Genomic DNA, 19,418 nt, shown 5'->3' on the forward strand with positions numbered 1-19,418 from the left:
CCTTTGATTCTTTAGCTTTTTCGGGGGCCGGACGGAATCCAGGCCCATGTAAATTCGCATTCGACGGGCTGAACACCTGCCTCGTCGGTGACGGTGACTTGCACCTTGACTTCACCCTTGTTGCTGTCCCGCATCAAGGCCTGCTGTTCTGGCGTCAGGACGGCCACCGCGCGCATCGCACCCGTGGCGCGCTTTTTGAACGCCATCTTCAACTCCTTGGCCAGCGGAATGCAGTCGTCGCGCACATTCATGCCGACCACCATGCCGGTGGCGGTTTCGGCCAGCAAATTCATGGCCGACGCGTGGATGCCGCCAATGTGGTTCTGCACCTTCTTCTCGTTCTTCAGGCCGATTTCAACGCGCTCGCGGCTCATCTGCAGAAACTCCAGCCCAGCCGTGCCGGTGAAAGGCACGGCCCGGCGCAGCACCACACTGCGAAACCAGGTGCGCGCAAACGCGGGCACATCGACCAGCCGGTCCAGCTGGCGCTCCAGCCGGTTGGGCGGATGATCCACGGTGTTGAACTCAGCCATCAATTACGGACGGGCTTGCCAGTGCTCATCATGCCCATGATGCGTTCCTGCGTTTTCGGATGCTCCAGCAGCGCGCAAAACGCCTTGCGCTCCAGCGTCATCAGGTATTCCTCGCTGACCAGCGTGCCGGCATCGACATCGCCGCCGCAGACCACGCCTGCGATCAGGCTGGCGATGTGAAAGTCGTGGCCGCTGATAAAGCCGCCGTCGCGCATGTTGACCAGCTGGCCCTTGATGGTCGCCACGCCGTTGCGCCCGGCGACCGGGAACAGACGGCGCAGCGGCGGACGGTAGCCCGAGATGTAGAGCGCGCGCGCTTCATTCAGCGCGACGAACAGCAGCTCGTCCTTGTTTGGCACGATAACGTCGCTGTCGAGCAGATAGCCCAGCTTGCGGCTTTCCAGCGCGCTGGTGCCCACGGTGGCCATGGCGGCGGCGGTGAAGCCCTCCAGCAGGAAAGGCAGCACGTCCTTGTTGCTCGACCTGGTGGCGTTCTCGGCGGCACGGCGCGCAATATAGGCCAGCCCGCCAGCGCCGGGCACCAGGCCCACGCCGACTTCCACCAGGCCGATGTAGCTTTCCATCGCCGCCACGCGTTTGGCCGAATACACCGCCATCTCGCAGCCGCCGCCCAGGGCCAGGCCACGAATCGCCGACACCACCGGCACGGCCGCATAGCGCAGCCTGAGCATCACGGCCTGCAGTTCGGCCTCGACGCCGTCGATCATTTCCACTCCGCCCGCCATGAAAGCCGGCAGCATCGATTGCAGGTCGGCCCCGGCCGAGAACATCTCGTGGCCCGACCAGATCACCAGCCCTTTGTAGCCTTTCTCGGCCAGGTCAACGCCCAGCGCCAGGCCTTCGGCCACGTCGGGGCTGATCGCGTGCATCTTGGTCTTGATGCTGGCGATGAGCACGTCGCCCTTCTGTCCATTCGGGCCGTCCAGCGTCCAGAGGCGGATCGCGTCGTCCTCGTGCAGCGTCGTGCCGGCGGCTTCGAACGCCGGCGCCTTGGCGCCCAGCACGTCTTCGGGAAAATGCTGACGTTCATACACGGGCAACTGGCGGCGGGGAATGAACTGCTGGCCTGATGCGCTCCACGAACCTTCCGGCGTGTGTACGCCGCCGGCCTGTGCCACCGGGCCGTTGAACACCCAATCAGGCAGCGGCGCAGAACTCAGTGCCTTGCCCGCGTCGATGTCTTCCTTGATCCAGTTCGCCACCTGCAGCCAGCCCGCTTCCTGCCACAGCTCGAACGGCCCCTGTTTGGCGCCAAAGCCCCAGCGCATCGCAAAGTCGATGTCGCGGGCGGTTTCGGCAATGCTGGCGAGATGCACGGCGGCATAGTGGAACTGGTCGCGCAGCACGGCCCACAAAAAGCGTGGCTCGGCGCCTTCGGCATGGCGCAGCAGGCCCAGGCGTTCGCTGGCCGGTTTTTTCAGCATGCGGCCGACCACTTCGTCGGCCTTGGCGCCGCCGGCCACGTATTCCATGCTTTCCGGGTCCAGCCGCAGGATGTCGCGGCCGACCTTCTTGTAGAAACCGGCGCCGGTCTTCTGGCCCAGGCTCTTGGCTTCGAGCAAGGCGGCGAGCACGGGCGGCGTGCCGTACATGTCGGCAAACGGGTCGGCAATCTTTCCCTCGCCAAGGTTGTCCTGCAGCGTCCTGATGACATGCGCCATCGTGTCCAGCCCGACCACGTCAGCGGTGCGGAAGGTGCCCGAGCTGGCGCGGCCCAGCTTCTTGCCGGTCAGGTCATCGACCACGTCGTAGCTCAGGCCGAAGGCTTCGGCCTCCTTGATGGTGGCCAGCATGCCGGCGATGCCGACCCGGTTGGCGATGAAGTTGGGCGTGTCGTGGGCGCGGATCACGCCCTTGCCCAGCGCCGTGGTGACGAAGGCTTCCAGGTCGTCGAGCACGGCGGGCTGCGTCGTCGGCGTGTTGATCAGCTCGACCAGCGCCATGTAGCGCGGCGGGTTGAAGAAGTGGATGCCGCAAAAGCGCGGCTTGATGGCCTCGGGCAGCGCTTGGCTCAGCGTGGTGATCGACAGGCCCGAGGTGTTGCTGGCGACGATGGCGCCTTCGGCAATGAAAGGCGCGATCTTGTGATAGAGGTCGGTCTTCCAGTCCATGCGCTCGGCAATCGCCTCGATGACGAGGTCGCACTCCTTGAGCAAGTCCATGTGCTCTTCGTAGTTGGCCTGCTGGATCAGCGCCGCGTCTTCAGCCACGCCGAGCGGCGCAGGCTTGAGCTTTTTCAGGCCCTCAATCGCCCGGGTGACGATGCCGTTCTTCGGCCCTTCCCTGGCGGGCAGGTCGAACAGCACCACCGGCACCCGGCAGTTGACCAGATGGGCGGCGATCTGCGCGCCCATCACGCCGGCGCCGAGCACGGCGACTTTCTTGACCTGGAAACTTGACATGGATTTTTCTTTCTTCGAGTGACGCGACTGGTGCGCCGGTCATCTGGTTTACTGAATGCGGACCCAGGTCTGGGTCCGTCCGAAAGGCCCGAACGAGCCCCGGACCTCAAGCTTTTTCCCGTCCTCGACCGGCGTCATCTTCAGCGTGTAGTTGCGGCCGTTTTCCGGATCGAGGATCTTGCCGCCCTCCCACACCTCGCGGCCTTCGGCCTTTTTGGCGCCCCGGATGATTTCAAGGCCGAGCAGCGGCTGGCCCTTGCGGTCGTCGCTGCATTCGGTGCAGACGTCCTCTGGCCTGGCGGTCTTGAGCAGGCGCTTTTCGATCTTTCCGCTCAGCACGCCGCCGGCCTCCACGACACGAACCTCGGCCTTGGCTTCGCCGGTCTTTTCGTCAAAACTGCGCCACAGGCCCACCGGCGTACTCTGGGCCATGGCAGACAATGAAGAAGCTCCTAAAACAATAGCTATCAATGCACGGTACATATGCGCTCCAGCAGTAAAAGGTTAATAAATCAGGCCAGTGCCGCGTCGGTGTCCATCAGCGCCCTGCTGCCGCTGCGCGCGGTGCGCATCAAGGTGGCGGTTTCAGGAAACAGCTTGGCAAAGTAAAACCGCGCCGTCTGCACCTTGGCCAGGTAGAACGGATCGGTATTGCCGGCGGCGATCTCGCGCAGCGCGGTTTGCGCCATGCGCGCCCAGAAGTAGCCGAACACCAGGTGGCCAGCTACGCGCAGGTAGTCCACAGCGGCAGCGCCGACTTCGTCCGGGTTCTGGAAACCCTTGAAGCCCAGTTCGGTGGTGAACTTGTTCATCTGGTCGGCCAGGTAAGCCAGCGGGTTGATGAACTCGGCCATCTTCTCGTTGACGCCTTCCTCGGCAATCAAGGCGCCAATCACCTTGCCGAACTTCTTCAGCGTCGCGCCGTTGTTGCCCAGCACCTTGCGGCCCAGCAGGTCGAGCGACTGGATGGTGTTGGTGCCTTCGTAGATCATGTTGATGCGGTTGTCGCGCACCAGTTGTTCCATGCCCCACTCCTTGACGTAGCCGTGGCCGCCGAACACCTGCATGCAGGCATTGGTGGCGATGTGGCCGTTGTCGGTCAGGAAGGCTTTGACGATGGGGGTCAGCAGCGCGACGATTTCGCCCGAATCCTTGCGCACCTTTTCGTCGGGGTGGTGCAATTCTTTGTCGAGCAGCAGCGTGCAGTAAACCGCCAGCGCCCGGCCGCCTTCGGCATAGGCCTTGGCGGTCAGCAGCATCTTGCGCACGTCCGGGTGGACGATGATCGGATCGGCCGGCTTGTCTTTCGCCTTGACGCCTGACAGCGAACGCATCTGGATGCGGTCCTTGGCATAGGCCAGCGCGTTCTGGTAGGCCACTTCGGTCAGGCCCAGCGACTGGTTGCCGACACCCAGGCGGGCGGCGTTCATCATCACGAACATCGCCGCCAGGCCCTTGTTGGGCGCGCCAACCAGGGTGCCCACGGCGTCTTCCATCACGATTTGCGCCGTCGCGTTGCCGTGGATGCCCATCTTGTGTTCCAGGCTGCCGCACCAGATGCCGTTGCGCGAGCCGAGGGAGCCGTCTTCATTGACGTTGAACTTGGGCACGAGGAACAGGCTGATGCCCTTGCTGCCCTGCGGCGCATCGGGCAGGCGGGCCAGCACCAGGTGCAGGATGTTGGACGTCATGTCGTGCTCGCCGGCGCTGATGAAAATCTTGTTGCCGGTCAGCTTGAACGTGCCGTCGGCCTGCGGTTCGGCCTTGGTGCGCAGCATCCCGAGGTCGGTGCCGCAATGCGGCTCGGTCAGGCACATGGTGCCGGTCCACTCGCCGCTGACCAGCTTGGGCAGGTAGAGCTTTTTCTGCGCGTCGGTGCCGTGCGCATGCAGCGCCTCGTAGGCGCCGTGCGACAGGCCGGGGTACATGGTCCAGGCCTGGTTGGCCGAATTGAGCATTTCGTAGAAGCACTGGTTGACGACGAAAGGCAGACCCTGGCCGCCGTATTCGGGGTCGCAGCTCAGCGCTGCCCAGCCGCCCTCCACATACTTTGCATAGGCTTCCTTGAAACCCTTGGGCGGCGTGACCTCATGCGTCGCTTTGTCCAGCGTGCAGCCTTCCTCGTCGCCGCTGATGTTGAGCGGAAAGGTCACTTCGACCGCAAACTTCCCGCCTTCTTCAAGCACGGCGTTGATGGTGTCGGCGTCGATGTCGGCATGCGGCGGCAAGACCTTCAGCTCATCGGTGACCTTGAGCACTTCGTGCATGACGAACTGCATGTCGCGCAGGGGGGGGTTGTACTGGGGCATTGAAATCCTTTGGCGTTAAGGGGGGTGTCAAGTGGGTTTAAAAGAAGAAGGGTTCGGCGATGTCGGCGACGCTTTCTGCGGCACTGGCGAAGCGGGGCTGGCGGGCGCGGCGGCACTGCCATAGCGCGCCAGCATGTTGGCGAAGGCTGTCTTGGCCCGGGCGATGGAACCGGGTGTCTTCAGGAAGCGCGCTTCGTAGTGCAGCGCCAGGATGAGTCCGTGAATCTCGAACACCACCTGCTTCGCATCGGTATCCTGGTGAAAATGGCCCGCGTCCGTCGCCTGCACGACCGCCCGGTGCATCGCGGCCATCCAGGCGCGCACCGAGTCGGCGAGGGCGTCGCGCACCGGGCCGGGCCGGTCGTCGAATTCGACGGCGCCGCTGATGTAGAGGCAGCCCGAATCGATCTCCACCGAAGTGCGGTTCATCCAGTTGTCGAACATCGCATGCAGGCGCGGCAAGCCGCGCGGCTGGTGCAGCACCGGGAAGAAGACCTCCTCCTCGAACCGGACATGGTATTCACGCACGACCGAAATCTGCAGTTCTTCGCGCGAGCCGAAATGGGCGAACACGCCCGATTTGCTCATGTGCATGACCTCGGCCAGCGCGCCAATGCTCAGGCCTTCCAGACCGATCTGCGTCGCCAGACCCAGAGCCGCTTCCACGATGGCGGCCTTGGTCTGTTGGCCTTTTTGGACGCTTTTGGACGCGCCCCTGCCCGGAGAAGTGCGGGCGCTTTTGACGGAAGGTGAGCTGGCGGGCATGGATCGAATTAATCAAGGCAATAAAAGAACGGTCGTTCTATTTTGCAGCATTTTCATCGCAACCAGCAATTGCCCCTACATCTTTCTAGAGTTCAGCTCCTAAGTAAATCAAGGGTTTACCCTTTATTTTCAAAGACTTACCGTGCAGGCGTACTCACGGTTCGCGTATTTTTGGCGGCCACCCGGGGCCGTGGCGCCACCCGCACCATCTCTTCGCGCAGCATCTCCACCAGTGCCGTTGCGGCGGGGGACAGGCTGCGGTAGCGCCGGGTGACCAACCCGATCGGACGGGAAATGTCAGGCTCGACCAGCAGGCGGCGCACCACGCCGGGTTGGGGCGCGACCGCCGCCGCCATTTCCGGCAGCGCGGCAACCCCGAGCCCGCAGGCGACCATGGCGGTGATGGTGGCCAGGTGCTCGACCTCGTAGGTCGGCGCGAAGCGCAAGCGGTGCTCCAGCAGCGCGGCGTCCGCATACTGGCGCACGCTGGCGGGCAGCGGCATCGAAATGTGCGTCAGCGCGGCCACGTCGATCCAGCGCAGCGGGCCGCGCGCCTTGGCCAGCGCATGGCCGGGCGGAATCAGCAGGACAAAGCCATCGGAGGCCAGCGGCAGGTAGTCGAGGTCGGCATAGGCCGGATTGGCCGCCGTCAGCGCGAAATCCACCTGGCCGGCGCGCACCAGGTCAAAGGCCGGACCCGACAGCGTGTCCACGATCCGGAACTGAATGCCGGGGTGCAGCGCGCTGAAGCGGGCGCAGGCAGCAGGCACCACGGTGGCGGCCAGTGAAGGCAGCGCGGCCAGCGTCACCTTGCCCGACTGCAGTTCCACCACGTTGCGAACCGCGCGCACCGCCTCGTCGGTCTGAGCGCGCAGCAGCAGCGCCTGCTCGGCAAATACCTGTCCGGTCGCCGTGAGCTGCACATTGCGGGTGGTCCGGTCAAACAGCCGCACCGCCAGCGTTTCCTCCAGCCGCGTGACGACGCCGGAAACCGCCGACTGCGACAGGTTGACCTGCGCTGCGGTGCGGCGAAAGCTCAGGGTGGCGGCCAGGGCCAGGAAAACATCGAGTTCGCGAAGTGACCAATTGATCTGCATAGCAAATCAGTTTATCGATAAAAACGGCTGGACAGCGCAATGAGCGCCTCCTAGACTCGCCCGAAAGCCAACTTTCCTGTTTTGCAAAAGGACTTCTCTTGAACCTGCTTCCCGCCCATCCCAAAAACGTACATGCCGTGATTGTCGGCGGCGGCACCATGGGGGCCGATGTGGCCGTCGTGCTGGCGCGCGGCGGCTGCCGCGTAACGGTGATTGATCCGAGCGAAGCCAAGCGCGCGCAACTGCAGGCCCATGTACGGCAAGGCCTGACGCCGCTCGGACTGGAACGCCGCGCAGACCTGGTGACGGCGATGCCCGCGCTGCCATCCGTGGCGTGGGGCGACGTCGCGCTGGTGGTGGAATGCATTCCGGAAAATCTGCCGATGAAGCAGCAACTGTTCGCAGAACTGATGAACCACGCGCCAGCCTTCACGGTGCTCGCCAGCAACAGTTCGAGCTTTCCGATCAGCGCGATTGCGCAAGGGCTCGACACACGCGAGCGCATGCTGGGGCTGCACTTTTTCATGCCGGCCCACCTGGTGCCGTTGGTAGAAGTGGTGCGCGGTCCGGACTCCGACCCGGAACTGGCTGACAGCCTGTGCGCCTTCATGCGCGGCTGCGGCAGCGTGCCGGTACTGGTACGCAAGGACAAGCCCGGCTTTCTGGCCAACCGCCTGCAGCATGCACTGGCCCGCGAGGCCTTTGCGATGATCGACGAAGGTATCGCCACGCCTGAAGACGTGGACGCGGCCGTGCGATTCGGCTTCGGCTTTCGCTACCTGGCCGCCGGCCCCGTGCTGCAGCGCGACCATGCCGGACTGGACGTGCACTGCGCCGCCGCCGCCACGATGTACCCCAGCCTTTCCAGCACCACCGAGCCGGCTCGCGTGCTGCAGGCGCATGTCGATGCAGGGCGGCTGGGCATGAAGACCGGCGCCGGTTTTTACGAATGGCCCGAAGCGCGTCGCCTCGCGGAACGCGCGCGCTACGACCGCTTACTGCAGCAGGGGCTGGACCTGCTGGCCGATGAACTCCCCCCACTTGACACGACCTTTTGAACGCCCACTCCATGACCTTTGAACCGCTCATCATCACCGTGGCGCCCAACGGCGCCTACAAGCAGGCCCACGACCACGCCGCAGTCCCGCTGACCGCCGCCAGCCTGGCCAGCACCGCCAAGGCCTGCCTGGACGCAGGCGCCGCCATGCTGCACCTGCACATCCGTGACGCGCAAGGCCGGCACAGCCTGGATGTGCAGGGTTACCGCGATGCCCTGCAGGCCGTCAAGGTTGCCGTGGGCGATGCCATGGTGCTGCAAATCACCAGCGAAGCGGCCCGCGTTTACCAGGCGCCCGAACAGATCGCCATGGTGCAGGCCCTGCATCCCGAAGCCGTATCGGTCGCGCTGCGCGAACTGGACCAGCCGGGCATTGGCGAAGCTGGCCTGGCGGCATTTTTTGGCTGGCTGGCGCGCGAGCGGGTCATGACGCAAGTCATCCTGTACGACGTGGCCGACCTGCAGCGCTGGCAAGCCCTGCAGGGGCGCGGCGTGATTCCCGAGGCGCCCTGGTTTTTGCTGTTCGTGCTGGGCCGCTACACCACCGGGCAGACCTCCAGCCCGCGCGACCTGGTTCCTTTTGTGCATGCCCACACCGGGCCCGAGCCCTGGGCTGTCTGCGCGTTTGGCGCCACCGAGCATGCCTGCGTGACCGCTGCCGCCGCCCTGGGCGGCCATGTGCGGGTGGGTTTTGAAAACAATCTTCAGCTTAAAGACGGCCAGCCAGCACCCGACAACGCGGCCCTGGTCCGGCAGGCCGCAGAGGCCGCCTTGAGCCTGGGCCGCCCGCTGGCCAGCGCGCAAGACATACGCCAGCGCTTCGGCGCGGCCTGAGCCTTTCAACAACGAAGGAGACAACATGAACCGCACCGCTTTTCTGAAACTCGGCGCCACACTGGGCGCTGCCGTGACCCTGGCCTTGCTGATACCGCTGGCCAGCCATGCGCAAGACAGCTACCCCAGCAAGACCATCCGTTTCGTGGTGCCCTACCCGCCCGGTGGCCCGACCGACCTGATGGCGCGGCTGCTGAGTGTCGAGTTGCAAAACCGCCTGGGCGTCACGGTGATCGTGGACAACAAGGGCGGCGCCGGCGGCAACCTGGGCAGTGCAGAAGTCGCCAGGCAGTCGCCGGCCGACGGCCACACGCTGCTACTGGCGGCCAGCGGCCCGATGGCGGTCAATTCCACGCTGTTTCGCAGCATGCCCTTCAATCCGCTGACCGACCTTGCGCCGGTGATCCAGATTTCAGCGTTTCCCTTGGTGCTGGAAGTCAATCCCAAGCTGGGCGTGAAAACCGTCAAGGAACTGGTGGCGCTGGCCAAGTCCAGCAAAGACCTGAGTTTTGCATCCGCCGGCAACGGCACGCCGCAGCATCTGGCGGGAGAGTTGTTCAACACCCAGATGGACATCAAGATTCCCCACATTCCCTACCGCGGCGCAGGCCCGGCGCTGAACGACCTGCTGGGCGGCCAGGTCAACGTGATGTTCGACATTCTGGGCAGCTCGCTGCCCTACATCCAGGCCGGCAAGCTCACGCCGCTGGCCGTGACCTCGGCCAAACGCAGCACGCTGCTGCCCAATGTGCCGACGATGGCCGAAGCCGGCGTGGCTGGTTACGAATTCACCGGCTGGCATGGAATTGCCGTTCGCACCGGCACGCCAGCGCCGGTGATCGACAAGCTCAACAGCACGCTCAACGCCATCTTCAAGGAGCCCGAGTTCCACAAGAAATGGGAAGCGCTGGGCACACCCGTCGTGGGCGGCACCGCAGCCCAGTTCGGCGAACTGATCAAGAAGGAAACCGTGCGCCTGGGCAAGGTGGTCAAGGATTCGGGCGTCACGCTGGATTGAGAGTTCAGCCCCATGCTGCCTTCCAGCTGATCAGGACTGGCACGCCAGTCCTGATTTGATAGCTGCACACGCTTGACTGCATTGCGCAAACACCCTGTTTGACTATAAATACTGCGTGCTGGTCGAAAAAACCCCGCCAGCAGACATGCTCAATGCGAGCGGATCATGGTTCCATAGGCCTTGTCGGTCAGGATTTCCAGCAGCATCGCGTGCGGCACCCGGCCGTCGATGATGTGGACCGCGTTCACGCCGCTCTTGGCGGCATCGAGCGCGCCTTCTATTTTTGGCAGCATGCCGCCCGAGATCGTGCCATCGGCAAACAGCGCGTCGATCTCGCGCGCCGTCAGGTCGGTCAGCAATTCGCCCGCCTTGTTCAGCACGCCGGGAATGTTGGTCAGCAGCACCAGTTTTTCCGCCTTCAGCACGGTGGCCAGCTTGCCGGCCACCACGTCGGCATTGATGTTGTAGCTTTCGTTGTTTTCGCCAAAGCCGATCGGGCTGATGACCGGAATGAAGGCGTCGTCCTGCAGCGCCTTGACCACGCTCGGATCGATGCTGACGATCTCGCCGACAAAGCCGATGTCGTGCTCCTTGCTGGCATCGTCCTTGTCGAGCATGGTGAGCTTTTTCGCCCGGATCATGCCGCCGTCGCGCCCGGTCAGGCCGACCGCCTTGCCGCCGGCCTGGTTGATCAGGCCGACGATGTCCTGCTGCACCTGGCCGGCCAGCACCCATTCGACGACCTCCATGGTTTCGTCGTCGGTCACGCGCATGCCCTGTATGAAATGGCCTTTCTTGCCCAGCCGGTTCAGCGCGGTTTCAATCTGCGGGCCGCCACCATGCACCACCACCGGGTTCATGCCGACCAATTTCAGCAGCACCACGTCCTCGGCAAAGTCGGCCTGCAGCGCCGGGTCGGTCATGGCGTTGCCGCCGTACTTGATGACCAGCGTCTTGCCGTGGAACTTGCGGATGTAGGGCAGCGCCTGCGCCAGGATCTCGGCCTTGTCGCGCGGGCCGATGTGCGACAGGTCGGGATCGGAAGATGAAGATGCGGGAAGGGAAGGATGGGTCATGTCATCAAGCCTGGAAGTGGTGAATCCGCAAATTGTGCCGCATGGGCGTGACGGCCCACAGACGCCAGGCCGCCCGGACCGGCGTCGTCCTGAAGCGGCGGATTCTCACGCGCCCCAAAACCCGCCTCAAGCGTCTTTGGCTGGAACCACAGGGATCTGCGCAGGCTCGCCAGCGCCACAGTCTCGATGCGGATGGTAGCCATGCACCAGCCGAAGCAGGATGGCGCGCATCACCGGCTCCTGGTTGAGTGTGGCGGCATGGCGCATGTCCACCAGAATGGGCGCGAGCTCAAGCCAGGGAACAAAATCCTCATGCGCCTTCATGATCCGCTGATGCGCCGTTTTCTCGGGGTTGTCGCCGATCAGCAGTTCCTCGTAGAGCTTCTCGCCGGGGCGAAGGCCGGTGATTTTGATTTCGATATCACCCTCGGGGTTGTGTTCATCGCGCAGGCTCAGGCCTGACAGTTGCGCCATGCGCCGGGCCAGATCGACGATCTTTAGCGGGCTGCCCATGTCCAGCACGAACACGTCGCCGCCATGGGCCATGGCGCCCGCCTGCAGCACCAGCTGGGCGGCCTCGGGAATCGTCATGAAATAGCGGGTGACTTCGGGATGCGTGACCGTCAGCGGGCCGCCGTCGCGCAGCTGCTTGCGAAACAGCGGCACCACGCTGCCGCTGCTGCCCAGCACATTGCCAAAGCGCACCATGGCAAACACGGTGCGGTTGGGGACTTCGGCACTGTAGCTGCCGTCGGGGAACACGAAGCGCACCGCCGGGCTGGCCGCCAGCGCCTGAAGCACGAGTTCGGCCATACGCTTGGTCGCGCCCATAACATTGGTGGGGCGAACCGCCTTGTCGGTGGAAATCAGCACGAAATGCGCCGTTCCGCTTTCCATGGCCGCGCGGGCGGCGTTCAGGGTGCCAAAGACATTGTTCAGCACGCCCTCCGACGGATTGCTCTCGACCAGCGGTACATGCTTGTAGGCCGCTGCGTGGTAGAGCGTTTGCGGGCGGTAAAGATTACAAATTTCCTTCAAGCGACCAAAGTTCCCGACGCTGGCCAGCAGGGGAACCACGTCCACCGACCACCCATGCTCACTGCACAGGCTCAGAAGTTCGCCATGTATGGTGTAGAGGGCAAATTCATTGAGTTCAACCAGCACCAGCCGGCGCGGCATTTCCCTTGCGATCTGACGGCACAATTCGCTGCCAATACTGCCGCCGGCCCCAGTGACGAGTACAGTCTTGCCCGCCAGGTCGCGTGCCAGCAAGGTCGAATCGGGCGGTACAGGCGGGCGCCCCAAAAGGTCTTCAACATCCAATTCCTGAAAATCCTGAATCGTCACCCGCCCCGACGCCAGATCCACCATACCGGGCAAGGTACGAACGTGAACCGGTAACTCCCGCAGGCTGTCAATGATTTCATTGCGGCGCGCACGGTCCAGGGCCGGCATGGCCAGCAAAATGTCAGTCACACCCATGCGCTCCACCGCATCGGCCACCTCGCCTGGCGCCATGATGTCAACCCCATTGATGCTTCGTCCGGCCTTGGTCTTGTCGTCGTCGATGAAGCCCAGCAGCACGAACTGTCGCGCCACGCCCAAGGCGGAGGCTGTTTGCACACCCGCTTCGCCAGCGCCGTAAATCAGCAAACGTCCTGCCGCATGGCGCGCCTTGCCTGACCAACCTGCCAGCCAGAAGCGCGCCAAGGCACGGCTGGTTCCCACCAGCAGCAAAAACAGCAGCGGCTGAATCAGCCCCACGCTGCGCGGCACCCCCTCCCACTTGAACCACAACAGGGCAAAGAAGAACAGCAGTCCATAGACCCCGACCGCCTTGGCCGTCGTGGCCAGCGCCGCCATGCCGGTATAACGAAAAATGGCGCGGTATAGCCCGAAGCGAACAAAGATGGGAATCGCCAGCAAGGGGGCTAGCAGGTAAACATACTTCTGCTGGAGCTCCGGCAGACCCGTCTGGTCAATGCGCAAATAGAAAGCGGCCCAAACCGAGACCAGTGCAAGCACCAGATCGAGCACAAGAACCACCACGCGCTTGAGAGGGCGCGGCAGACCCAGCAAGGGCTGGGCTATTAATTTATTCAATGGCATTTCGGTTTCTTTTAATTTCTTATATTCAACTCAAGGCTAGGCCGGGCGTCACTACCACGCCGGCCTCAACCTTGACGCCATAACCCAAGACAGCGCCCGCCTGCATCCAAGCGCCACGCCCCAAAACCGCGCCCCCAGCCATTGCGGCATTGACGCCCAAGTGGCCGAAGTCTTCAACCCGGCATTGGTGGTCAACCACTGCACCGCAATTAAGGACGACGCCTGCGCCCAAATGAGGTTCAGTGCCGACGATGGCCCCCGCCATGATGGCACTTCCTGCGCCAATGACGGCCCTGGGCGAAACAACGGCCTTGGGATGAATAACGGTCGCCAGTTCAAAACTGCAGCATGGAGCCTCTGTTGGAATTCCTCTCGCAGGCGGTTGTTTCCAATGGCAACGATGGCCACATCTGCGTACTGACCGTAACGGGTCAGATCAGTAGTAGCCCCAAATACCGGCAAATCCCAGACACACTGCAGGCTTGGCGCCGCATCATCCACAAAGCCCACCAATTCGTATTTTCCGGCGGCCAGCACGGCCTCAGCAACTGAGCGACCGTGACCACCGGCACCCACGATCAGCAAGCGTTTCATCAGTGGGAAACGCCATCCCGGCGCAGCACCTTCACAAAGGTCATCCAAAGAATGCGGATGTCAAACCCCAGTGACTGCCGCTGCAGGTATTCCACATCCAGCTTCACCTTGTCGGGAATCGGAAGTTCATCGCGCCCATTGACCTGCGCCCAACCCGTCAGCCCCGGCACCAGTTCATGCACGCCATGCTGCGTGCGCAACGTAATCAGATCATGCTGGTTGAACAGTGCAGGCCGGGGGCCGACAAAGCTCATGTCTCCGACCAGGATGCTCCATAGCTGGGGCAACTCGTCCAGGCTGCTCTTGCGCAAAAAAGAACCAATCGGTGTCAGGTGCGAGCTGGCATCGGCCAGAAGGTGCGTGGCCACCGCCGGCGTACCCACCCGCATGCTGCGGAACTTGGGCATCTTGAAAATCTTGTTGTGGCGCCCTACCCGGTCCGACCAGTACAGCACGGGGCCGGGCGAGGTCAGGCGGACCATCAGGGCGACCAGCATGACCGGCAGGGCCAGAACCAAAGCAGCTACTAGGGCAAGCAAAAGATCAAACGCCCGCTTCATAAGGCCAAGCCTTCCACCGTCTTTTTCAAGCCCTGGTCCAGCGTGATCGGTGGCTGCCAGCCGAGAAGATGACGCGTTTTTTGAATATCGACTTGCAGCGAACCGCACAGGCGCTGCGCCATGTCTCGCTTGCCCAGCACTGTCGCGGCCAGAGTGAGCCAATTGGCAGGCACAGGAACCAGACGTGCCGGATGGCCCATAGCTTGGCCCATGCGGCGCAGCAGTTCGGTGGTAGACACGTCCTCGCCATCGGAAACCAAAAATGTTTGCCCTGCGGCCGCCGGATGTGTGATGCAAGTAACTATCAAATCGGCCAAGTTATTAAGCGCAACCAGACTGCGCCGATTGCGAATGGCGCCTAGCGGTAACGGAACGCCACGCTGCAACCAGCGCATCAGCGAGCCAAAATTACCTGGAGCCCCAGCGCCATAAACCAGCGGAGGACGGATGATGACCACTTCCAGGCCGGTTTCGGCGGCCAGTGCCTGCAGAGCCAGTTCGGCTTCATATTTGGATACGGCATAGGGTGAATGGGGCATGGGTACATCTTCAGCTGAAAATGGGTGTTGAAAAGTTTCACCGCCATTGACCCCTATCGAACTGATGAAAACAAAGCGGTGTACGCCTGCGGCTGCAGCCTGGCGGGCAAGATTCAGCGTGCCATGAAAATTCACTTCACGAAAAGCCACCAGAGGATCGGGGGCGTTTTCGTTCATGACATGAACACGCGCAGCGCAATGCACTACCGTGTCTTGGCCCGATAAAGCGCAAGACCAGTCCGTGTCACTCTGCAAACCCTTTATGCGAAAGGTTTTCAAGACAGGGGAAGCCTCAATGCCTTCATAGCGGACTGCAGCGGTTGTTAAAAATTCACCCCAAGACAGCCGCTCCAGCACACCCCGTCCGACAAAACCTGTCGCGCCAGTCACAAGTACTTTGTTCATCCGTTCACCTTTTATTTTCATCAACTTCAACGCTGCCCCGATTGAACATAACCTCCAGGAAACCGGCCCTGCTATGGTACTGACAGGCTGGAGTGAGAAAGAATATCGTCAAGCCATCCTTTTATCGAATATTTTTGATGAACGGCATCCGCCAGCGGGGCGTACGGAGTTTGCAAAAAAGAGTCTGGAATCTTTTGGAGTTGATGACGGTCGATCACAAGAATATTGTTGGGATTGAAAAAATCCATATCTCTTACCAGTTGATTGGTGGTGATCAGTTTTTTGGAAGCGCCCATGGTTTCAAAGGTTCTCATAGTCAAGCCTATCTGGTTAGGATGTTCAATATCCAGAATCGCGCGTGAATTGAAAAAAACATGCTGGACTTGCTCCTTGGACAAGGGGTCGAAATGAAAGCTTTTTATGGAAGCGCCACGGTAGGCAGAATTCATGAGCTTGTGCGCCCAGAATACCCAGGGAGCCTGCAGATAAAGGTACCAGTAGCAGTTCGATTTTTCGGGCAATGCAGCTGCTACGTTTGAAACAATTGCATAACGATCAGAGTGGGCGGTGCCGATAAAGCTCAAATGGTACTGAAAATCATCAGTAGCTCCACATTCGAATCCAGGCGAGAAAAACAATGGCCTGAACCGCATGTCAAATACTTTGGCATCACTAGCATCGAAAGTATGGCATGCGTCAAACAAGGGCAGATTCAGGGCAAGAGAACGCCGGTTGCGCAGAGCGTCCCACATATAAAGCACCAAAGGTGCGCCTGGGAATGACGCACGCAGCTCTTTCAGGGTGCGAGTTGAGAGGCCCTCGCCCACCACCACGAAGATAAGGTCATAACGGCTTCGTCCAAATGCCTCTATCGCATTCATGAAAAAACGGTCAGCCAATGGCAGCACCAACTCACGCCGTAAACGGGTCACCGCTTTTAATAGCGGTGAACTGAAAGGCCTGTCAGGCAAAAAATCTACTGCAGCCCCTTGCCTGCGCATTTCATTTTGAATTTCTTTCTCATAGCCAAAAAACTGCGGCGCAATAAAAAGCACCTGTTTACCGGCAAGGTCATCCATAATTTATTCCGAATGCGTGAGGATTAACCAATTTTTTTGAGCACGCGTGCAGGAATTCCAGCGGCCACCACACTGGCAGGCACCGACTCCAGCACAACCGCATTAGCGCCAATGCGTGAACCAGAACCTAAAGTCACGCCTCCCAGCACTTTGGCGCCAGACCCAATGGTGACGCCATCGCCGACCGAGGGTCTCGAGGATTCCTGATATGAAAAATCCACCTCTCGCGCGCCTAACGTGACGCCCTGAAAAATAGTGACATTCTCACCAATAGACCAAGCGCCTATCACGGTGCCCTGGGTATGAGGCAAAAACAAGCCCTTGCCAATCGGGCAGCGTACAGCAACCTCGATACCAAACAAGAAAAAATTCAGCAGCGACACCCCTTTTGCAAGCGGGCCCAATTTAAGCCTGTACAAGCTATGTGCCGTCCGGCAAAGCACAACCGGAATCAACCTTGGCGAAAACAGCCCCGCCCATAACCGGAAACCGGAAACATTTTCCGAGCCATGCATTACAACTTGGGCCCGGCGCAAATCAGCGGCCAGATAAGTCAATAGCCTAAATTTTTCAGGCGCGCTCATCTGCCGCCGTCGATGCAGTGCCCATGAGTCCTTTAGCGGCGAGTTCGCTAACTGAACGCAAATAAGCAGCCTTGTCTTCAGGCGCCTGCGCTGCAGCCCAGTTTAAAAAGTGGGTCAAACCTTTTTTAAAAGGCACCGCAGGCACAAAATCAAGCACACGTTGAAGTTCAGAAACATCAGCAATGTTGTGACGTATATCACCCATACGGAATGCTCCACTTACTCCAATAGAGCTCACGCTGCCAAAAAATTCCTTAATCTCTTGTGCCACCGTAGCCACGCTTGTGGCTTCTCCTGATCCGACATTCAAAGCGCCTATAAACGGCCCTGTGTATTCAATGCTGCGCACCGTAGCTTCAACCACATCGTCAATATAGACAAAGTCTCGTGACTCCAATCCGTCTTCATAGATTTCAATGGATTGGTTCTGCCGTGCGAGATTTGAGAAAACGGCCAGGATACCCGTGTAGGGATTTTTCAGGGATTGGCCGGGCCCATAGACATTCTGGTAGCGAAGGCCAAACCCATTGATGCCATGTGTGCGGGCAAAGAGAAGAACTGCCTGCTCCTGCACCTGCTTGGTCAAACCGTACATCGACATAGGATTAAAAGGCGCAGACTCTTGCGTTGGCATCATATGCACAGGTCCGCCACATTCTGGACAAATGGGCTCAAACAATCCGCCAGACATGCGTTCACGACTTCGCTGAACTGGAAAAACCTTACCATTTTTCGTGCAGCGATAAGCGCCTTCTCCATAAACAGCACGGCTAGACGCGACCACGATCGAGCGGAGAGATTTCGTGCAATCTTCGTTTTGCAGCAAATCCAGCATAGTGGCCGTACCCTGAACATTCACGTCGAAATACCGGTCAATCTCATACATCGACTGACCGGTTCCCGTTTCGGCAGCCAAATGAACAATGCCATTTACGTCATCAAGCGCACGCTTCATAGAATCGCGATCTCTAACATCAGCCTTGATCAATTCAACACGTCCGGCCAGATCAGCTGGCAGGGACTGGTCAGTATGAATTTGCGGATTAAAACTATCCAGAATACGAACCTGGAAATCTTTCGCCAGCAATGCCTGCGACAGGCGCTGCCCAATGAAGCCAGCACCTCCTGTAATCAATATCTTCTTGTCATTTTTAAGCATGAACTATCCTTGAGGAAAATTTTATTTGGAATCAATCCGTCCAAACATGTCTACCTGATTACGCAATGACGAAATATGCGCCATGTAACGCATTAAATTAAAATATCTATCAGCGCCCAATATGAACAATGACAGCCTCAGCATCATGTTGATCACTTTGATTTGTGGGCCATATGCATTCATGTCCTTGAAAATTTGCCTTCGAGCCGCCTGACTGGGCGCACCAACCAAACCATGTGACTTACCAAAACGCATGACAGGTCCATCAAGGCGAAATGGATTTTCGTCCTTATGAAAAACTGTATTCTTCATAACGGCATAAAACCTTCGCAAGGCAGGAGTGACATAACTCCCATCTTCAAAATAGTCAAAGGTATAGCGGTGTCGCGAGAAAGCTTCGGAAGCATTTCTCAATAGCTCGGAGGCATAAACTTCAGCAATCGAGGAAAAATCGGGACGGCTACCAGATTCAAAACGAGTCTGCTTCTTTGCAACTACCTCAGGCTTGTTTTCGTTAAACGAACTAAAATGAACAAATCGAAGCAGCGTAGTCTCGTTGACAAACCATATGCCATCATGCGAAGTCAGTTGACGCTCATGTAAATTCCAAAAAGCAACATTCAATCCGGAATCATGCAAGACTTGCATACTGGGAAAATAACAGGGGGCCAATCCCACCCATTTTTGATCAACACCTAGTCCAAGTTGCGGCTCATAGAAACCATGACCAAGGCAACGATCAGACCACCAGTCGAGAAATGCCAGTCCCTCCTGACAGCGAGATACTCCAACAAAACCTAGGTTGAATGCACCAAATTTGAGCAGATCAAGATCATCAGGCTTGCAACCATCGAGGATAGGAGTATTGCAATGAGGAGTTACTACCAGTGATGCGCCATTTTTCAATGCGTCGAAAACCGGGTCCAGAGGGGCATAAATTTTTATATCAGGATCAAGATAAACGGCAATTTCATGTTTTTTCAGCAGAAATTTCAACGCCGTTGGCTTGACGTTTGTATTGAACTCAATGACATCGTAGGTAAAAGCATATTTTAAAAAATCTTGAATCCCAAGATCTTCAGCCCATATGACATTCAAACCAGGCCTGTCAATAATTACGTCTTCACTTTTCCTATCGACCAATATCAAATAAATCCCATGTTCCGGATGATATTTGACGTATGAATCAATCAATACTAGTGCTTTTCCAATGTAATTGATTGAGCAAATTGTTACTGCTGCAAAATTTTCCATTTATCTATCACAATATAAGTATT

18 protein-coding genes and 1 pseudogene are annotated in these 19,418 nt (G+C 59.6%); 3 read left to right on the forward strand and 16 right to left on the reverse strand.

Going from position 1 to position 19,418, the window contains the following annotated elements; translation table 11 throughout:
* Window positions 1-11: 11 nt before the first annotated feature.
* The 6 genes from EC86_RS0113385 to EC86_RS0113410 all read right to left on the reverse strand — a co-directional run bounded on the left by EC86_RS0113385 (window position 12) and on the right by EC86_RS0113410 (window position 7,127).
* On the reverse strand, window positions 12-533 hold the full coding sequence (locus tag EC86_RS0113385; RefSeq protein WP_029526160.1) for a DUF4442 domain-containing protein: 522 nt from the start codon (window positions 531-533) through the stop codon (window positions 12-14).
* Window positions 533-2,956, reverse strand: a complete 2,424-nt coding sequence (locus EC86_RS0113390; protein ID WP_029526161.1) for a 3-hydroxyacyl-CoA dehydrogenase/enoyl-CoA hydratase family protein — start codon at window positions 2,954-2,956, stop codon at window positions 533-535. The genes EC86_RS0113385 and EC86_RS0113390 overlap by 1 nt, the downstream gene beginning before the upstream one ends.
* Window positions 2,957-3,004: 48 nt before the next feature.
* Complete coding sequence (locus EC86_RS0113395) at window positions 3,005-3,439, reverse strand: DUF2147 domain-containing protein (RefSeq protein ID WP_029526162.1); 435 nt, start codon at window positions 3,437-3,439, stop codon at window positions 3,005-3,007.
* Between the two features lie 29 nt (window positions 3,440-3,468).
* Window positions 3,469-5,265, reverse strand: a complete 1,797-nt coding sequence (locus EC86_RS0113400; RefSeq protein WP_029526164.1) for an acyl-CoA dehydrogenase C-terminal domain-containing protein — start codon at window positions 5,263-5,265, stop codon at window positions 3,469-3,471.
* A 27-nt stretch (window positions 5,266-5,292) separates the two neighbouring features.
* Window positions 5,293-6,030 carry a TetR/AcrR family transcriptional regulator gene (locus EC86_RS0113405; RefSeq protein WP_029526165.1) on the reverse strand — a complete coding sequence of 246 codons (738 nt, stop codon included), beginning with the start codon at window positions 6,028-6,030 and terminating at the stop codon, window positions 5,293-5,295.
* 137 nt (window positions 6,031-6,167) lie between these two features.
* Complete coding sequence (locus tag EC86_RS0113410; protein WP_029526166.1) at window positions 6,168-7,127, reverse strand: LysR family transcriptional regulator; 960 nt, start codon at window positions 7,125-7,127, stop codon at window positions 6,168-6,170.
* Between the two features lie 98 nt (window positions 7,128-7,225).
* Between EC86_RS0113410 and EC86_RS0113415 the strand changes: the two genes are divergently transcribed.
* Genes EC86_RS0113415 through EC86_RS0113425 form a run of 3 tightly spaced genes read left to right on the forward strand, consistent with a single transcriptional unit; the run spans window position 7,226 to window position 10,036 of the window.
* A complete protein-coding gene (locus EC86_RS0113415) occupies window positions 7,226-8,185 on the forward strand; it encodes a 3-hydroxyacyl-CoA dehydrogenase family protein (RefSeq protein WP_029526168.1) in 960 nt (319 codons plus the stop codon).
* Between the two features lie 11 nt (window positions 8,186-8,196).
* Window positions 8,197-9,018 carry a beta-keto acid cleavage family enzyme gene (locus tag EC86_RS0113420; protein ID WP_029526170.1) on the forward strand — a complete coding sequence of 274 codons (822 nt, stop codon included), beginning with the start codon at window positions 8,197-8,199 and terminating at the stop codon, window positions 9,016-9,018.
* Between the two features lie 25 nt (window positions 9,019-9,043).
* On the forward strand, window positions 9,044-10,036 hold the full coding sequence (locus EC86_RS0113425) for a Bug family tripartite tricarboxylate transporter substrate binding protein (protein ID WP_029526171.1): 993 nt from the start codon (window positions 9,044-9,046) through the stop codon (window positions 10,034-10,036).
* Window positions 10,037-10,185: 149 nt separating this feature from the next.
* On the opposite strand, the gene argB is transcribed toward EC86_RS0113425, so the two are convergent.
* The 10 genes and pseudogenes from argB to EC86_RS27800 form a co-directional block, all read right to left on the reverse strand.
* Window positions 10,186-11,112 (reverse strand): acetylglutamate kinase, encoded by a 927-nt coding sequence (argB, locus tag EC86_RS0113430; RefSeq protein WP_029526172.1) that lies wholly within the window; start codon window positions 11,110-11,112, stop codon window positions 10,186-10,188.
* Between the two features lie 126 nt (window positions 11,113-11,238).
* Complete coding sequence (locus EC86_RS0113435) at window positions 11,239-13,221, reverse strand: polysaccharide biosynthesis protein (RefSeq protein WP_029526173.1); 1,983 nt, start codon at window positions 13,219-13,221, stop codon at window positions 11,239-11,241.
* A gap of 25 nt (window positions 13,222-13,246) precedes the next feature.
* The gene (locus EC86_RS29920) at window positions 13,247-13,486 is read right to left on the reverse strand and encodes an LbetaH domain-containing protein (RefSeq protein ID WP_232229966.1); all 240 of its coding nucleotides are present in this window, start codon (window positions 13,484-13,486) and stop codon (window positions 13,247-13,249) included.
* A 146-nt stretch (window positions 13,487-13,632) separates the two neighbouring features.
* A pseudogene (locus EC86_RS29925) lies at window positions 13,633-13,815 on the reverse strand (PglD-related sugar-binding protein); the annotation flags it as partial.
* The gene (locus tag EC86_RS0113445; protein ID WP_029526175.1) at window positions 13,815-14,375 is read right to left on the reverse strand and encodes a sugar transferase; all 561 of its coding nucleotides are present in this window, start codon (window positions 14,373-14,375) and stop codon (window positions 13,815-13,817) included. The gene EC86_RS0113445 and the pseudogene EC86_RS29925, both read right to left, overlap by 1 nt.
* The gene (locus EC86_RS0113450) at window positions 14,372-15,319 is read right to left on the reverse strand and encodes a UDP-glucose 4-epimerase family protein (protein WP_029526176.1); all 948 of its coding nucleotides are present in this window, start codon (window positions 15,317-15,319) and stop codon (window positions 14,372-14,374) included. Before EC86_RS0113450 ends, EC86_RS0113445 begins: the two co-directional genes overlap by 4 nt.
* A 71-nt stretch (window positions 15,320-15,390) precedes the next feature.
* Window positions 15,391-16,398 (reverse strand): WaaS/CpsH family glycosyltransferase, encoded by a 1,008-nt coding sequence (locus EC86_RS0113455; RefSeq protein WP_029526178.1) that lies wholly within the window; start codon window positions 16,396-16,398, stop codon window positions 15,391-15,393.
* 23 nt (window positions 16,399-16,421) lie between these two features.
* Window positions 16,422-16,982: a serine O-acetyltransferase gene (locus tag EC86_RS0113460; protein ID WP_051675893.1), complete on the reverse strand. Its 561-nt coding sequence runs from the start codon at window positions 16,980-16,982 to the stop codon at window positions 16,422-16,424.
* Entirely contained in the window at window positions 16,969-18,141 is a 1,173-nt protein-coding gene (locus EC86_RS0113465) for an NAD-dependent epimerase/dehydratase family protein (protein ID WP_029526180.1), read from the reverse strand. The genes EC86_RS0113460 and EC86_RS0113465 overlap by 14 nt, the downstream gene beginning before the upstream one ends.
* Before the next feature lie 21 nt (window positions 18,142-18,162).
* Window positions 18,163-19,395 (reverse strand): glycosyl transferase, encoded by a 1,233-nt coding sequence (locus EC86_RS27800; RefSeq protein WP_084181322.1) that lies wholly within the window; start codon window positions 19,393-19,395, stop codon window positions 18,163-18,165.
* Between the last annotated feature and the right edge of the window lie 23 nt (window positions 19,396-19,418).

This window comes from Polaromonas glacialis, assembly GCF_000709345.1.
GTDB classification, from domain to species: Bacteria; Pseudomonadota; Gammaproteobacteria; order Burkholderiales; family Burkholderiaceae_C; genus Polaromonas; species Polaromonas glacialis.

What these genes read in the sequence shown, in the direction of transcription:
- EC86_RS0113445 (WP_029526175.1), bottom strand. Translation starts at nt 14,375, where the DNA reads ATGAAGCGGGCGTTTGATCTTTTGCTTGCCCTAGTAGCTGCTTTGGTT.
- argB (WP_029526172.1), bottom strand. Translation starts at nt 11,112, where the DNA reads ATGACCCATCCTTCCCTTCCCGCATCTTCATCTTCCGATCCCGACCTG.
- EC86_RS0113425 (WP_029526171.1), top strand. Translation starts at nt 9,044, where the DNA reads ATGAACCGCACCGCTTTTCTGAAACTCGGCGCCACACTGGGCGCTGCC.
- EC86_RS0113460 (WP_051675893.1), bottom strand. Translation starts at nt 16,982, where the DNA reads ATGAGCGCGCCTGAAAAATTTAGGCTATTGACTTATCTGGCCGCTGAT.
- EC86_RS0113395 (WP_029526162.1), bottom strand. Translation starts at nt 3,439, where the DNA reads ATGTACCGTGCATTGATAGCTATTGTTTTAGGAGCTTCTTCATTGTCT.
- EC86_RS0113410 (WP_029526166.1), bottom strand. Translation starts at nt 7,127, where the DNA reads ATGCAGATCAATTGGTCACTTCGCGAACTCGATGTTTTCCTGGCCCTG.
- EC86_RS0113435 (WP_029526173.1), bottom strand. Translation starts at nt 13,221, where the DNA reads ATGCCATTGAATAAATTAATAGCCCAGCCCTTGCTGGGTCTGCCGCGC.
- EC86_RS0113465 (WP_029526180.1), bottom strand. Translation starts at nt 18,141, where the DNA reads ATGCTTAAAAATGACAAGAAGATATTGATTACAGGAGGTGCTGGCTTC.
- EC86_RS27800 (WP_084181322.1), bottom strand. Translation starts at nt 19,395, where the DNA reads ATGGAAAATTTTGCAGCAGTAACAATTTGCTCAATCAATTACATTGGA.
- EC86_RS0113450 (WP_029526176.1), bottom strand. Translation starts at nt 15,319, where the DNA reads ATGAACAAAGTACTTGTGACTGGCGCGACAGGTTTTGTCGGACGGGGT.
- EC86_RS0113455 (WP_029526178.1), bottom strand. Translation starts at nt 16,398, where the DNA reads ATGGATGACCTTGCCGGTAAACAGGTGCTTTTTATTGCGCCGCAGTTT.
- EC86_RS0113420 (WP_029526170.1), top strand. Translation starts at nt 8,197, where the DNA reads ATGACCTTTGAACCGCTCATCATCACCGTGGCGCCCAACGGCGCCTAC.
- EC86_RS0113400 (WP_029526164.1), bottom strand. Translation starts at nt 5,265, where the DNA reads ATGCCCCAGTACAACCCCCCCCTGCGCGACATGCAGTTCGTCATGCAC.
- EC86_RS0113385 (WP_029526160.1), bottom strand. Translation starts at nt 533, where the DNA reads ATGGCTGAGTTCAACACCGTGGATCATCCGCCCAACCGGCTGGAGCGC.
- EC86_RS29920 (WP_232229966.1), bottom strand. Translation starts at nt 13,486, where the DNA reads ATGGCGGGGGCCATCGTCGGCACTGAACCTCATTTGGGCGCAGGCGTC.
- EC86_RS0113405 (WP_029526165.1), bottom strand. Translation starts at nt 6,030, where the DNA reads ATGCCCGCCAGCTCACCTTCCGTCAAAAGCGCCCGCACTTCTCCGGGC.
- EC86_RS0113390 (WP_029526161.1), bottom strand. Translation starts at nt 2,956, where the DNA reads ATGTCAAGTTTCCAGGTCAAGAAAGTCGCCGTGCTCGGCGCCGGCGTG.